General features: G+C 74.0%; 5 protein-coding genes. All 5 read left to right on the top strand.

Annotation, left to right across the window (positions count from 1 at the left end; all coding sequences use genetic code 11):
* Window positions 1–136: 136 nt before the first annotated feature.
* The 5 genes from Acy02nite_RS08040 (at window position 137) to Acy02nite_RS08020 (ending at window position 15,640) form a co-directional block, all read left to right on the top strand.
* Window positions 137–5,596: an ATP-binding protein gene (locus Acy02nite_RS08040; RefSeq protein ID WP_203739187.1), complete on the top strand. Its 5,460-nt coding sequence runs from the start codon at window positions 137–139 to the stop codon at window positions 5,594–5,596.
* 96 nt (window positions 5,597–5,692) lie between these two features.
* Window positions 5,693–6,553: a DUF4132 domain-containing protein gene (locus Acy02nite_RS08035; protein ID WP_203739186.1), complete on the top strand. Its 861-nt coding sequence runs from the start codon at window positions 5,693–5,695 to the stop codon at window positions 6,551–6,553.
* Window positions 6,550–11,175 (top strand): hypothetical protein, encoded by a 4,626-nt coding sequence (locus Acy02nite_RS08030; RefSeq protein ID WP_203739185.1) that lies wholly within the window; start codon window positions 6,550–6,552, stop codon window positions 11,173–11,175. The genes Acy02nite_RS08035 and Acy02nite_RS08030 overlap by 4 nt, the downstream gene beginning before the upstream one ends.
* Window positions 11,172–14,495 (top strand): hypothetical protein, encoded by a 3,324-nt coding sequence (locus tag Acy02nite_RS08025; RefSeq protein ID WP_203739184.1) that lies wholly within the window; start codon window positions 11,172–11,174, stop codon window positions 14,493–14,495. Before Acy02nite_RS08030 ends, Acy02nite_RS08025 begins: the two co-directional genes overlap by 4 nt.
* Window positions 14,492–15,640 (top strand): ATP-binding protein, encoded by a 1,149-nt coding sequence (locus Acy02nite_RS08020; protein ID WP_239174438.1) that lies wholly within the window; start codon window positions 14,492–14,494, stop codon window positions 15,638–15,640. The genes Acy02nite_RS08025 and Acy02nite_RS08020 overlap by 4 nt, the downstream gene beginning before the upstream one ends.

Here is a 15,640-nt window from a genome sequence, read left to right as displayed (position 1 = left end):
AACGAGATCGCCTACCCTGGAGTAGTACCGGTGAGTAACCCCTAACGGCAGCTCAGGCACGGCGCTTGGCGCTGAACGGGCCCTACCATCTGTATTCTCTCGGCGAAGGTTTTTGCCGAGGTAAGGGCTCGATCGGGTGTTCAAACGAATCGCCATCGTCAACCGTGGTGAGGCCGCGATGCGGCTCATCCATGCCGTCCGGGAGCTCGCCGCGGAGACCGGCGCGCCGATCGAGACCGTCGCGCTGTACACCGACGTCGATCGGACCGCCACCTTCGTGCGCGAGGCAGACATCGCGTACGACCTGGGGCCGGCGGCCTCACGGCCGTACCTGGACCTGAAGTTGCTGGAGCACGCGCTGGTCGAGACCGGGGCGGACGCCGCCTGGGTCGGCTGGGGCTTCGTCGCCGAGGACCCGGCGTTCGCGGAGCTCTGCGACCGGATCGGGATCACGTTCATCGGGCCGGGCGCGGACGCCATGCGCAAGCTCGGCGACAAGATCGGCTCGAAGCTGATCGCCGAGGAGGTCGGCGTCCCGGTCGCGGCGTGGAGCCGCGGGCCGGTCGAAACCCTGGAGGCCGCGCTCGGGGCGGCCGAGCGGATCGGTTACCCGCTGATGCTGAAAGCGACCGCCGGTGGCGGCGGCCGCGGCATCCGCAAGGTCACCTCCGCCGACGAGCTGACCGACGCCTACGAGCGCACCAGCCAGGAGGCGGCGCGCGCGTTCGGCTCCGGCGTCGTGTTCCTGGAGCGCCTGGTCACCGGCGCCCGGCACGTCGAGGTGCAGGTCATCTCGGACGGCCAGGGCACCGCGTGGGCGATCGGCGTGCGCGACTGCTCGGTGCAGCGCCGCAACCAGAAGGTGATCGAGGAGTCGGCGTCCCCGGTGATGCCGCCGGAGCGCGCGGCCGAGCTCAAGGCGTCCGCCGAGCGGCTCGCGGTCAAGGTGGGCTACCGCGGCGCGGCGACCGTCGAGTTCCTCTACCACCCCGGCGAGGACCTGCTCGCCTTCCTCGAGGTCAACACCCGCCTGCAGGTCGAGCACCCGATCACCGAGTACGTGACCGGCTTCGACCTGGTCAAGGCACAGATCCACGTCGCGCTGGGCAACCGCCTGACCGGTGAGCGGCCGGTCGAGCGCGGGCACGCCATCGAGGCACGGCTCAACGCCGAGGACCCGGACCGCGACTTCGCGCCCTCCCCCGGCCGCATCGCGCGCCTGGACTTCCCGGCCGGCCCCGGCATCCGGGTCGACACGGGCGTCAGCGAGGGCGACAGCATCCCCGGCGACTTCGACTCGATGATCGCCAAGGTCATCGCGTACGGGAAGAACCGGGACGAGGCCCTGGGCCGGCTGCGCCGCGCGATGGCCGAGACCACCGTCGTGATCGAGGGCGGCGCCACCAACAAGAGCTTCGTGCTCGATCTGCTCGACCAGCCCGAGGTGATCGACGGCAGCGCCGACACCGGGTGGATCGACCGGGTCCGCGGCGAGGGGCGGCTGGTCTCCGACCGGCACTCCGGCGTCGCCCTGGCCGCGGCCGCCATCGAGGCGTACGAGGACGAGGAGCACGTCGAGCAGCAGCGCCTGTTCTCCACCGCGTTCGGCGGGCGGCCCCAGGTGCGCCACGAGAGCGGGACGCCGCTGGACCTGAAGCTGCGCGGGACGACGTACCGGGTGCGGGTCGCCCGGGTCGGCGCGCACCGGTTCCGGGTCGGCATCGAGGCCGGTGAGGACGTCCGGCTCGCCGACGTCACGCTGGACCGCTTCGACGAGCACAGCGGCCGGATCACCGTCAACGGCGTGCGGCACAAGCTGCTCACCGGCACGCACGGCGCGATCACCCTGGTCGAGGTCGACGGCGTCACCCACCGGGTCAGCCGGGACGAGGGCGGCGTGCTGCGCTCCCCCATGCCGGCCCTGGTCGTGGCCACTCCCCTGGAGCCCGGCGCCGAGGTCGAGTCCGGCGCGCCGGTCCTTGTCCTGGAAGCCATGAAGATGGAGGCGGTGCTCAGAGCGCCGTTCCGGGCCCGGGTCAAGGAGGTGCTGGTCGCGGTCGGCGCGAAGGTCGACGCCGGCGCCGCGCTGCTGCGCCTGGAGCCGATCGGCGGCGACGACGCCGCGCAGGCCGTCACCCAGAACGCCGTGGACGTGGACCTGCCGGCCGTGCCGGACGGGCAGCCCGCCCGCCTGCGTGCCGCCCGCGGCGTGGAGGACCTGCGCAGCCTGCTGCTCGGCTTCGACGCCGACCCGCACGACGAGCGCCGCGTCCTCGACGACTACCTGGCCGCCCGCCGCGCCGCCACCGACGAGGGCCACCGGCCGCTGGACCGCGAGATCGCGCTGATGGAGGTCTTCGCCGACCTCACCGAGCTGAGCCGCAACCGGCCGGCCGGCGAGGAGGGTGGCGGCGACACCCACGTGCACAGCGCGCGGGAGTTCTTCCACAGCTACCTGCAGAGCCTCGACGTGGAGCGGGCCGGCCTGCCGCAGTCGTTCCAGACCAGGCTGTCCAAGGCGCTCGGCCACTACGGCGTCACCGAGCTGGAGCGCACGCCCGACCTCGAGTCCGCGGTGTTCCGAATCTTCCTGGCCCAGCAGCGCTCCACGGCGGACGCTGCCGCGATCGCCGCGCTGCTGCGTGCCTGGCTGCAGGAGCCGCCGCCGGACGCGACGCTGCACGAGCCGGCCGGTCTCGTCCTGGAGCGGCTGATCGCCGCCACCCAGGTGCGTTTCCCGGCCGTGGCCGACCTGGCCCGCGGTGTCGTGTTCACCTGGTTCGGCCAGCCGCTGCTGCGCCGGCACCGGGCCGAGGTCTACGCGAAGATCCGCAAGCACCTGCGTCACCTCGACGAGTTCCCGCGGTCCGGCGATCGCGACGACCGGATCGCCGAGATGGTGCGCAGCACCGAACCTCTCGTGCGCCTGCTCGGCCAGCGACTGGTCCGGCACAACCTCGACAACTCGGTGCTGCTCGAGGTGCTCACCCGGCGCTATTACGGGAACAAGGGCCTCAACGACGTACGGGCAGATGTCTTCAATGGTGTCGGTTTCGTCGTTGCCGAGCGGGACGGCGCGCGCCTGGCGTCGGCCGCCGAGCGGTTCGACAAGCTGAGCGCGGTGCTGACCGGGCTCGGCGAGCTGGCCGCTCAGGGCGGACCTGTCGACGCCGACGTCTACCTCGCGTGGGAGGGCCAGCCGGCCGACCCGGACGAGATGGCCACCGCCCTGCACGAGGTGATCAGCGGGCTCGCGCTGCCCCCGCAGGTGCGCCGGCTCACCACCACGGTCGCCGGGCCCAGCGGCGCGGTCATGCACCACCACTTCACGTTCCGGCCGTCGACGACCGGGATGGAGGAGGAACGGCTGATCCGTGGGCTGCACCCCTACATCGCGCAGCGCATGCAGCTGGAACGCCTGCGCAAGTTCGACCTGACCCGGCTGCCCTCCGCGGACGAGGAGATCTACCTCTTCCAGTGCGTCGCCCGGGAGAACCCGTCCGACGACCGGCTCGTGGCGTTCGCGCAGATCCGCGACCTGACCGAGCTGCGCGAGCAGGACGGCCGGCTGGTCGCGCTGCCGACCACCGAGGACACCATCGCGACCTGCCTGGACGGCATCCGCCGGGCGCAGTCGCGGCGCTCCTCGGACAAGCGGTTCAGCACCAACCGCATCGTCATCTACGTGTGGCCGGAACTGGCTCTCACGTACAACGAGATGGAGATGATCGCCCGGCGGGTGTCGCCGACCACGGCCGGCGCCGGCCTGGAGGAGATCCTGTTCATCGCGCGGCGGCGTGACGAGAAGACCGGCGAGCTGGTCAAGACCAACGTGCGGATCACCTTCAGCGCGACCGGCGGCACCGAGCTGCTGGTCGGGCCGCCCTCCAACGACCCGATCGAGCCGCTCGACGGCTACCGGCAGAAGGTGCTGCGGGCGAGCAGCAGGAACACCGTCTATCCGTACGAGCTGACGGAGTTCCTCGGCGCCTTCGACGAGCACGACCTCGACGAGAACAACGCCCTCGTCCCCGTCGACCGGCCGAAGGGGAAGAACTCGGCGGCCCTGGTCGCCGGCGTGGTCACCACCGTCACGCCGCGGCACCCGGAGGGCATCAAGCGGGTCGTGCTGCTCGGCGACCCGACGAAGTCGCTCGGCGCGCTCTCCGAGCCGGAGTGCCGCCGGGTGATCGCCGCCCTCGACCTGGCCTCCTCCCTGCAGGTGCCGCTGGAGTGGTACGCGTTGTCCTCGGGCGCGCGGATCTCGATGAGCTCCGGCACCGAGAACATGGACTGGGTGGCCGCCGCGCTCAAGCGGATCGTCGAGTTCACCCAGGCCGGCGGCGAGATCAACATCGTCGTGGCGGGGATCAACGTGGGCGCCCAGCCGTACTGGAACGCCGAGGCCACCATGCTCATGCACACCAAGGGCATCCTGGTCATGACGCCGGACTCGGCGATGGTGCTGACCGGCAAGCACGCGCTGGACTTCGCCGGCGGTGTGTCGGCCGAGGACAACTTCGGCATCGGCGGCTACGACCGGGTGATGGGGCCGAACGGGCAGGCGCAGTACTGGGCGCCGAACCTGATGGCGGCGCGGGACGTGCTGATGTCGCACTACGAGCACACGTACGTGGTGCCCGGTGAGGCCGGTCCCCGCACGATCCCGACCTCCGACCCGGTCGACCGGGACATCTCGGACTTCCCGCACACGGTGGAGGGCAGCGAGTTCACCACGGTCGGCGAGATCTTCTCCCCGGTGGCGAACCCGGACCGGAAGAAGCCCTTCGACATCCGTACGGTGATGCGGGCGCTCGCCGACCAGGACCACGCGGTGCTGGAGCGCTGGGCCGGCATGGCCGACGCGGAGACCGCCGTCGTGCAGGACGCCCACCTCGGCGGCATGCCGGTGTGCCTGCTCGGCATCGAGTCGCGGTCGGTGCCGCGGCGCGGCTTCCCGCCCACCGACGGGCCGGACGCGTACAACGCGGGCACGCTGTTCCCGCGGTCGTCGAAGAAGGCGGCCCGGGCGATCAACGCGGCCAGCGGCAACCGCCCGCTCGTCGTGCTGGCGAACCTGTCCGGCTTCGACGGCTCCCCGGAGTCGATGCGCAAGCTGCAGCTGGAGTACGGCGCCGAGATCGGCCGGGCGATCGTCAACTTCCAGGGCCCGATCGTCTTCTGCGTGATCTCCCGCTACCACGGTGGCGCGTTCGTGGTCTTCTCCAAGCAGCTCAACCCGTCGATGACGGTGCTGGCGGTCGAGGGGTCGTTCGCGTCGGTGCTCGGTGGCGCCTCGGCCGCGGCCGTGGTGTTCAGCGGCGACGTCAGCGCCCGGGCCGGCAGCGACCCGCGGGTGCGCGAGCTGGAGGCCCGGGTCGCCGCGGCGGCCGGCGCCGAGCGCAGCTCCCTCGCGGCCGAGCTGGACGAGCTGCGCTCGTCGGTGCGGACCGAGAAGCTGGGTGAGGTGGCCGCCGAGTTCGACCGGGTGCACAGCATCCAGCGGGCTGTCGAGGTCGGCTCGGTCGACGCGGTGGTCAGGGCCGCCGAGTTGCGGCCGCGCATCATCGAGGCGATCAGGGCGCGCCTGGCCTGATTCGTTCGCAAGTTTTTCGGGGCCCGGTTCGCCGGGCCCCGTTTTTTGTCGGTGGCCGCTGGCACAATCCGCCTCACGTTCGGCGAGGGGGATGGCATGGGTTGGGTTTCGGCGGGTGCCGATTACGAAGTGAGCGTCGACGGGCGCAAGGTGATCGCGCGCACCGCCGCCGGCAAACCGCTGCGCAGCGTGCCGAAAGCGATCAAGGACCACGAGGTGGTCACCGGGCTGCGGCAGCTGATCGAGTGGCTGGCCCGGCACGAGGCGAGCTGCCGCGCCGAGGTGGAGCGCTGGATGATCCGCTCGCTGCCGGTGCCGGCGGCGGTCCTCACGCAGGTGTGGGCCGACGAGGCGTGGCGTGCGGCCCTGCGTGACCTGGTGGTCGTGCCGGTCGGCGCGGACCCGGGCGCCGCGGCCCTGCTGCGCGACGCCGACCCGGACAAGGGCCTCGGCGTGGTCGACCTGGACGGCGAGTCCACCCGCCTCACCGCCGAGCAGATCCTGATCCCGCACCCGGTCCGGCTGCCCGACCTGGCCGATCTTCGCGAGTTCGCCGCCGACCTCGGCGTCGAGCAGGGCACGCTGCAGCTGTTCCGGGAGGTCTGGCACAAGCCCGCCGACGAGGCCGGGCAGCGGCGCGAGCTGAGCCGGTACTCCGCGGCGAGGTTCAAGGAGCTGCGGCATGTCCAGTCCCGGGCCACCTCCGCGGGCTACCGGGTGCAGGGCGGCACCGCGATCGTCCGCATCTGGGAGGACGGGCGGCCCGTGATCGCCTCGGTCTGGATCGGCGAGGGCGACCCCGGCTACGAGACCGAGACCTCCGATCTGAGCTTCACCGACGCCGCCGGCGAGCGCCTGGCCACCGCGGAGGTGCCGCCGGTCGCCTGGTCCGAGGGGCTGCGGATGGCCGCCCACCTGCACGCCGGCCGGGTCACCGACGAGGAGACCCAGCGATGACGTCGTCGGAAGTGATCACCGCCCGCGCCTACCGGCACCCCGTTCTCGACGACCGCCGGGTGGTGCGGCTGGTGGGCGCCACCGTCGGCCCGGCCGAGGACCTGAGCATGGAGTTCCTCGGCTTCACCGCGGACGGGGTCGCCGAGGTGGGGCACGGCGAGCGGCAGGCGCTCGGCTTCCCGGCCTGGGCGCTGGTGCACGACCCCGCCAACGGGCGGCACGCGCTCGCCCTGGTCAAGGAGATGGAGAAACTCGCCCGGGTCGCCCGCGGCAAGCCGGGCAACGCCAAGGACGGGTACACCGAGCTGGCGAAACGCCTCGACGCGGCGGCGCCGCAGTTCCTGCCGACCTTCTGGGAGCAGGCCGGGCGGGCGTTCCTCGCCGCGGAGAACTCCCGGATGGCCGGCACGTGCTTCACCGAGGCGCGGCGGGCCGAGCAGGTGCACGGGCTGATCGTCGACGAGGAACGGGTGCGCGACGTGCACCTGGAGTTCGCCTTCGCCGGCGGGCTGACCGCGGCGATGCTCGCGGCGTACTCGCGCGAGGTGGTTGACCGGCGGCCGGCCCCGGAGGCGTACGAGCTGGTCAAGACCCTGGCCCTGCGGCGGGTCGCCGGCGGGCTGCCGCCGCACGCCACGATGGCCGCCGACCTGGCCCGGCTCGCCAAGGCCGCCGGGCTGGACGCGGAGCGGGAGGCCGACGAGGTGGTCGCGCAGCTGCTCGGCTATCCGGCGATGATCCGGTCGCACCCGTCGGTGTGGAAGTCGTACCGCAAGAGCCTGGTCCGGCTCGGCAAACGGGACGCCGCGGTGCGTGCCCGGCTGCTGGAGATCATGCCGGACCCGCCCGGCTGGGGCACCGACATCGTCGACCAGTGGCTGGAGCTGCTGGAGGCCACCGGCGCGGCCGACGACCTGGTCGCGCCGGGCGCGCCGGCCGCCCGCTGGCTGGAGCGCTTCCTGAGCAGCCGTCGCAGCGGCGCGCCCGGCCGCAACACGCGGCTGCTCACGCTGATCGGGCGGATCACCCCGCGCCTGATCGCCGACGGTGGCGTGACCATCGCCGCCCAGCCGTGGAACGCCGACCTGGATGTGCTCGACCTGCTCCGGGCCGGTGGCGTGCCGACCCGGATCGGCGAGGGCCACCGGGGGAACGGCTTCTCGGTCGACCGCTGGGTGCGCGATCCCCGGCCCGGCCGCCGTGACCTGGCCGCGATCGCCGCCGACCCGGAGCTGCGGCCCCGGCTGCGGCTGGGCCTGCGGCAGGCCGTCGCACACCTGCGTGAGGGCCACTCGCTGACCAGCCCGGCGTTGCCCGAGCCGACGCTGCGGGAGTCGCTCGGCGCGGCCGGCCTGCGCGACGTGCTGGTCGACCTGCTCGGCGAGCTGACCGGGCGGGCCGGCACGAGCGCCGTCGCCGGCCTCGACGCCGACCTGACCGAGCTGGCGCCGCTCTGGTCGGCGGCCGGCATGGCGCTCGCGCCGGACGGCTTCCGGCGGCTGCTCGGCGTGGACCTGGCGGCGGTGCTCGCCCGCACCCTGCGTGCCGGCCTGATCGCCGAGCTGACCTGGCCGGCGTACGAGGTGGCGGTGAGCCGCCTCAAACGCTACGAGCAGGGTGCGGGCTGGCCCGAGCTGGTCGTCCACGACGAGGGGACGGCACAGGTGATCACGCCGGACGGGCAGGTCACCGAGCACGTGTTCCGCATCCCGGCCGCCGGGCAGCGCGGCGCGCGCGGCGGGTACTGGTCGCGCACCGGCTGCGTCAGCGTCGACGGTGACCTGCTGGTCACCTGGAACGGCGACGACGGCCAGGTGGGGTACTGGGCGTCGCGCCCCGGCGAGCTGATCGACGGCGACTGGCGGATCCAGACCTCGCTGCTGCCGATGTCCGTCCCCGGTGGTGGCCTCACCCACGGGCAGCGGCCCCTGCATCCCGGCGACCCGCGCACCACCTGGGACGAGTACTACGAGCTGGCCGGGGACGGGCAGGCGTACTGGCGGCTGGAGCAGATCAACCCGGACGAGCCCTACCAGCCGCGGCGGTGGCGGTGGCGGGAGTTCGATCCGCGTACCGGGGAGGGCGGCCGGGTCAGCGCGCCGGCGTTCTTCGCGGCGGCCGGCGACAGCCTGGTTCCGGAGAGCTCCCGGCTGCGGCCGGTGCCGGACGCGTTCGCCGGGTCGCCGCTGGGCGTGCGGGACGGCCTCGCCGGCTGGCGGGTGACCCGGACAGCGGAGGGCACGGCCATCGGCGAGGGGGTCGACGGGCGGACGGTGACGGTGAGCGGTGACGACGAGGTCCCGGTCGGCGCGGTGCTGCTCCCCGGCACGACCACGCCGCTGCCGGTGACCAGGTCGTGGCACCGCGGCAACCAGGCGCTGCGGATCTGGACCGCGGACGGGCAACGGCTGCTGGCGCTGCAGAGCGAGATGACCACGACCGTGCCGCCGCTGGACTGGTGGCACGCGATGCGGCCGCGGGACGAGGCCGGGTCGGCCGCGCTGCGCGAGCTGGACGAGGCGACCGCCGCGGCACTGCTCGACGTGGACGACGCGGTGACCGGCACCGTCGCGCTGCGCGAGGCGGTCACCGCGAACGTCGTGGCCCACCTGCCCGCGGTCACCGATCCGGCGCTGCGCGAACGGATCACGGAGGTGGCCGCCCGGGCCGTGCGCCTGCGGCGGCGGATCGCCGAGATCCCGGCGCACCTGGACGAGCGGGCCGGCACCGGGTCCACCTCGGCGCCGGCCGCCACCGACGCGGAGCTCGACACGGCCTGGCTCGGGCTGTGCGGGTTCGACCGCGACGGCTTCTACGGCTCCGGGAACAACAGCGGGGCGGGCCACGAGATCCTCACGCAGGTCGGCGCCGTCGGCGAGCTGCTGGCCGGCCGCGACGTCGAGTCACTGCGGGCGGTCGGCCCGGTCTGGCCGACGCTGCTGGCCGGGCCGGGCGCGGTGGCCCTGCGGGCGGCGTCACCGGCGACCTCCGACGGGGACCGGAAGGCTCTGGCCGTGTTCCTCGCCGCTGTCGCCGGTACCCCGCTGGACGGCGGCACGCCGCTGCGACTGCTGGCGCTGGCCGAGCCGGAGAGCACCGCCGACGAGCCCCTGCGCCGGGAGGGCGCGCTGACCACCGTGATGCTGCCGCACCTGCGGTGGTTCAACTACCGCTCCGATCAGAAGAAGCCCCGGGTGGCACTTCAGGTCGCCGCGGACGGCGTGTTCACCCCGCCCGCCGGCCGGACGCTGGAACAGGAGCTGCGGCCCAGCGGCCGGCTGACCGGTGATCGGCTGGCAGCGGCCGCGGTGCTGCTCGTCGAACGCGGCCCGGCGCCGTGGCGGCCCGAGGCCGCCGGGGAACTGGCCGCGGCCACCGGGATGACCCGGGCCGAGGCGATCCTGCTGCTGGCCGGCCTGCCGGGGATCGCCGCCTGGGAGGCGAACTTCCTGACCGCCGGGCAACGCGCCACGCTCGGGCTGTCCGCGGCGCACGCCAAGGTGGCTCAGGCCGCTCTGCGCCGGCTCAGCGGGCCGCAGCGGGTCGCGCTGCTCGACGCGGCGATGCCGGCCGACCCGGCCCGGCTGTGGGAGGAGGGGCCCGACGTGGCCGCGGTCGCCGAGGCGTGGATCCGGCTCCGCGGGCGCCGGGCCGCCGTGCCCGAGGAACTCGTCTCCGACCTGGCACGACTCATCGAGCGGGACCTTGCCGCGGGGGTGCTGCAGGCGATCGCCGGCCCGGCCGCCGGGGACTGGCTGAGCACCGACGGCCGGATGCAGAAGGACCCGAACCGCTACTACGGGCTGATGGTGGCCGACGACGGGGTGCCGTTCGACGGGCGGTACCTGGCTGCGTCCGCTGTCACGCTGCCGTGGCTGGCGTACCGTCTGGCCTGGGACGATCCGCTGCGGTGCACGCTGCCCGAGGCGCTGCGCCTGGTCCGCGAACGGCTGCGGAACCCGGAACTGCTGGTCGGCCACGGGTCCGGCGAGCCCCAGAACCGCCCCGACGCCGGGCCGGCCCTCGTCGACCAGCACGCGGGCGCCGCCTGGGTCGCCTACGCGGTCGCGCCGGCGAAACTGACCGGGCCGGACGATCCGGCGCTCGGCTTCATCGACGAGGCGACCGGCGGCAGCCTGCAGATCCTGCTCTCCGACTGGCTCGACGACGTGGTGGCCACCCCGGCCGGCGCCACCGGTGAGCCGCACGACCCGCGGGTCAGCGCTCCGGCCCTGGTCGCCGAGGTGAGCGAGCGGTTCGGGGTGAGCGCCGACACCGCGGCGTACTACCTTCAAGTGCTCGCGCTGCCCGACCCCGCCGACAAGGCCGTCCAGCAGTGGAACGGCTGGAAGGCGGCCACGCTGCGCAAGGCGCAGACCGCCCTGACCGACGCCGGGCTGCTGGTCGCCGCGAAACGGGAGCGGGCCGCCCGGCCGGTGTTCCTGCCCGGTGGCTGGCAGACCGCGAAAGCGCCGCGGCTGCCGCTGGAGACGTGGAAGCTGCCGCTCTACGTCGACGGCGGGCAGTTGCTGTTCGTGCCCCGCCCGTTGCCGGAGCTGTTCGCGACCGCCTGGTCCCGGATCATCGACGGTGATCTTCCTCGCTACCACGGGCTGTCATGAGCGCCGTCCTGGACGCCGGCGGCATTCTCGCCGGGAAGGGCCCGCACCCGGTCACCGCTCGCTCCTACCGGCACCCGGCGCTCGCCGGGCGGACCGTGGTCCGGCTCGTCGTCGCGGCGACCGGCCCGGCCGAGGATCTCGGCATGGAGTTCCTCGGCTTCACGGCCGCCGGGGCGACCGGGGTCGGGCACGGCCGCCCGGGCACTCTGGTGTTCCCGGCGTGGGCGCTGGTCCACGCCCCCGCCCACGGGCGGCAGGCGCTCGCCCTGGTCAAGGAGATGGAGCGGCTGGCCCGGACCGCCCGGAACAAGCCGAACAACGCCCGGGACGGGTACACCGAGCTGGCCGCGCGGATCGGCGGCACCGTGCCGGAGTTGCTGCCGACCTTCTGGGAGCAGGTCGGCCGGGCCTTCCTGGCCGCCGACAACCAGCGGGTGGCCGGGACGTGCTTCGCCGAGGCGCGCCGGGCCGAGCGGGTGCACGGGCTGGCCGTGGACGAGGACCGGGTGCGGGACGTGCACCTGGAGTTCTCGCTGGCCGGCGCGCTGACGGCGGCGACGCTCAGCGCGTACTCGCGGGACGTGGCGGCACGGCGGCCGCCGTTGGAAGCGTACGAGCTGGTCAGGGCCCTTGTCCTGGGCCGGGTCGCGGGTGGCGGGCCACCGCACGCCTCGGCCGTCGCCGACCTGACCCGGCTCGCCGGAGCCGCCGGTCTGGACGCCGGCCACGAGGTCGAGCAGATCGTCGCCCGCATGATCACCTTTCCGGCGACGGCTCGCGCGGAGCTGCCGGTGTGGAAGTCTCTGCGCAAGGTCCTGGTCCGGCTCGGCCCGCGGGACGCGGCGGTCCGCGCCCGGCTGCTGGAGATCCTGCCCGACCCGCCCAGCTGGCGGACCGACACGCGGGAATTCTGGCTGGAACTGCTGGAGGCGACCGGTGCGGCCGACGATCTGGCCTGCCCGGCGTTCACCGGAATCCCGGCGGGCCGCTGGCTCGTCCGGTTCCTCGGTCACCGCAACCACCGCTCGCGTCCGGACAGGCGCAGCGCCCGCCTGCTCGGGCTGGTCGAGCGAATGGCGGCGCGCCTGATCGCCGAGGGCGGGGTCCGGCTGGCCGGCCAGCCATGGCGGGCCGACCTGGACGTCCTCGACGTGTGCGTGGCCGCCGGTGTGCCGGTCGAGATCGGTGACCTCCGGTCGGTGCACGGGCTCGACGTCAGGAAGTGGGTCGTCGACCGCGGCGACGGACGCCGTGACCTGGCCGCCGTCGCCGCCGACCCGGTGCTGCGGCCGCTGCTGCGCCATGGCATGCACGTGATGCTGGAGGACGGGCGGCGGCACGAGCTCGCGCTGCCGGCCCAGACGCTGCGGGACGCGTTCACCGGGGGCGTTCCGCGCGCCATGCTGCTCGACCTGATCAGCGAGCTGCCCCGCCTCGGCCAGGACCTGGCAGTGCTGGCCGCGCTTCGGTCGCCGGCCGAGGTGGCGCCCACGCCGCCGGCAGCGCCCGCGATCACCGACGGCACGCTCGTGCGGGCCTGGAGCGGCCTGTGCTCCTGGCCCAGGTTCCCGGTGCCGGAAGGGCAGAGTCTGTTCCTGGAGCAGGTGGCCACGATCGGTGCGCTGCTGGCCGGCCCGGACACCACCGACCCGGCGGAGGTGCCGGCCACCGCCGCGCTCTGGGCGCCGCTGCTGGCCGGGCTCGGCGCAGTCGCCCTGCGGGCGGCATCCCCGATCACCCCGGACGCCGGGCGGGCGGCCCTGTCCGCCCTGCTCGCGACGATCGCCGGGACACCTCTGGACGGCGGCGGGGCGCCGATCCGGACGCTGGAGGTGAGCCAGGACGACGTCACCGCCGGGACGGTCGACTGGTGGCGGGACAGCGACCGGCTCACGGTCATGTTCCCGCCGGACGGTTTCCGGCCCGCGCCTTTCCCGTACCGGTGGCAACGGATCATGATTCAGCTCGATCCGGACGGTGATTTCGCTCTGCCCGGCCGTCCGCAGCTACGGGAACGCGACTCCCTGCGGCCCAGCGGCAGGCTGGCCGGTGACCGGGTGCGGGAGTTCGTGGCGCTGCTCGACGAGCGCGGTCCCGCGCCGTGGCGACCGGCGGCGGCCGGCGAACTGGTCGCCCCGACCGGGATGAGCCGAGCCGAGGCCGTTCTGCTGCTCGCCGGGCTGCCGGCTGATGAGCTCGGCCCCGGGCAGCGGACGCTGCTCGGCCTGAGCGGGCCGCACGCCGAGCTGGGCCGGACAAGCCTGTCAGAACTCAGCCGGGAGCAGCGGGTCGCTCTGCTGGACGCGGCCATGCCCACCGATCCGGCCGCGCTGTGGGACCGTGGGCCGGACGTGGCCGCGATCGCCGAGCGGTGGATCGCGATCCGGGGCCGCCGGGTCGCCGTGCCCGACGATCTGATCGCCGGGCTGGCCCGGGTCGTCGACAGCGCGGCGGCGGCGCCCCTGCTCCGAGCGATCGCAACGCCGGCCCCCGGCGACTGGCTGACCACCGACGGCGTCTTCGACGGGGATCATCTGCGGGCTGCCGTGGTCGCCGTGCCCTGGCTGGCCTATCACCTGACCTGGGACGATCCGCTGCGCGCGGCCCTTCCCGAGGCGCTGCGACTCCTGCGCGAGCGGCTCCGCCACCCGGAGCTGCGCGTCGGCGAGGGGTGGTACCGGCCGGAGGACCGCCCGGACGCCGGCCCGGCCCTGGTCGACGAGTACTCACACACCTCGCACGTGCGGGTGGCCCTTGCCCCGGCACACCTGACCGGCCGGGACGACCCGGCGATCGGCATGGTCGACGACGAGACCGCGACCGCGCTGCGGATCCTGCTGTCCCGGCTGCTCGACGACGCGGTGGTCACCCCGGAGGGCGCCACCGGGGATCCGCGCGACCCTCGCATCAGCCGGCCCGACCTGATCAGCGCCGTTCAGGAGCGGCACGGGCTGGACGCCGGGGCGGCGGCGTACTACCTGCAACTGCTCGCCCTGCCGGATCCGGCCGACCGGAACGTCCGGGCCTGGAACGGGTGGACCTCCACGCAGCTGCGGGCAGCGCAGCGGGCGCTGACCGAAGCCGGTCTGGTGGTCGCCGCGAAGCGGGAACGCGCCGGGCGGCCGGTGTTCCTGCCCGGTGGCTGGCGGCCGGCCCGGGCGCCCTACCTGCCGGTCGAGACGTGGAAGACCCGCATACTCGGCGGCCTGCACGGGCCGCATCAGGTGCTGATCTCGCACGCACGCCAGTTCGGCATGGCGTGGGAACGCATTCTCGACGGGGACATGCCCCGCTATCACGACCTGGAGGAGACCCGGTGACCGCCGCTCGTCAGATCGACCCGCCCGAGCATCGGTTCGCCGATGAGCTGGCGTTTCTCGCCGCGGCGGACGACGGGGCGCGGCCGCCCGGCTGGCGGATGACACCGCGGGCGGTGGTCACCTTCATCACCGGGTCGGGTGGCAAGCCGGTCGCTGGGCCGGCGACAGCCGGTTCGGACGGCAAGCCGGTCGAGGGGCGGGTCGTCGAGCCGAAGTTCGTCGGTGAGCGGGCGCTGGTCGAGCGCTGCGTCGTCACCCTCGCCGGGGAACGCGGGCTGTTGCTGGTCGGCGAGCCCGGCACCGCCAAGTCGATGCTCTCCGAGTTGCTCGCGGCGGCGATCTGCGGGACGAGCGCGCTCGCCGTGCAGGGCACCGCCGGGACGACCGAGGACCAGCTGCGGTACGGGTGGAACTACGCGTTGCTGCTGGCCAAGGGCCCGTCGGCGGAGTCGCTGGTGCCGTCGCCGATCCTCACCGCGATGACCGGCGGCGCGGTGGCGCGGGTCGAGGAGATCACCCGCTGCCTGCCGGAGGTGCAGGACGCGCTGGTGTCGATCATGTCGGAGCGGCGGATCAGCGTGCCGGAGCTGGCCGGGCAGGAGGGCGCGACCGGGTACGCCGCTCCCGGCTTCTGCCTGATCGCCACCGCGAACCTGCGTGACCGCGGCGTGTCCGAGATGTCGGCGGCGCTGAAACGGCGGTTCAACTTCGAGGTGGTGCCGCCGATCGCCGACCTGGACGCCGAGGTCGCCCTGGTCACGAAGCAGGCACGGGCCGCTGTCGAACGTGGCGGCGCGCGGTTCGCGGTGGACGAGGCGGTGCTGGAGACGCTCGTCGTCGCGTTCCGTGACCTGCGGACCGGCACGAGCGCCGAGGGGTGGGAGGTGGAACGGCCGTCGTCGGTGATGAGCACGGCCGAGGCGGTCGCGGTGGCCGCGTCGATCGGGCTGTCGGCGGCGTACCTGCCGGGGCCGGATCCGTTGTCGCTGCTCCCCGGGCACCTGCTCGGGGTGGTCCGCAAGGACGATCCGTCGGACGCCGAGCGGCTGCTGGCGTACTGGGACGGCGCGCTGCGACGGCGGGCCGAGGCCGGCTCACGAATGTGGCGCCAACTGTGGGAACACCGCGATGTCCTGCGAGACTGA

The sequence above is a fragment of the Actinoplanes cyaneus genome, assembly GCF_016862095.1.
GTDB lineage: Bacteria > Actinomycetota > Actinomycetes > Mycobacteriales > Micromonosporaceae > Actinoplanes > Actinoplanes cyaneus.
The sequence above is the reverse complement of the archived record's forward strand: the minus strand, read 5'-3'. Positions and strand labels throughout refer to the sequence as shown.

What these genes read in the sequence shown, in the direction of transcription:
- Acy02nite_RS08035 (WP_203739186.1), top strand. Translation starts at nt 5,693, where the DNA reads ATGGGTTGGGTTTCGGCGGGTGCCGATTACGAAGTGAGCGTCGACGGG.
- Acy02nite_RS08030 (WP_203739185.1), top strand. Translation starts at nt 6,550, where the DNA reads ATGACGTCGTCGGAAGTGATCACCGCCCGCGCCTACCGGCACCCCGTT.
- Acy02nite_RS08025 (WP_203739184.1), top strand. Translation starts at nt 11,172, where the DNA reads ATGAGCGCCGTCCTGGACGCCGGCGGCATTCTCGCCGGGAAGGGCCCG.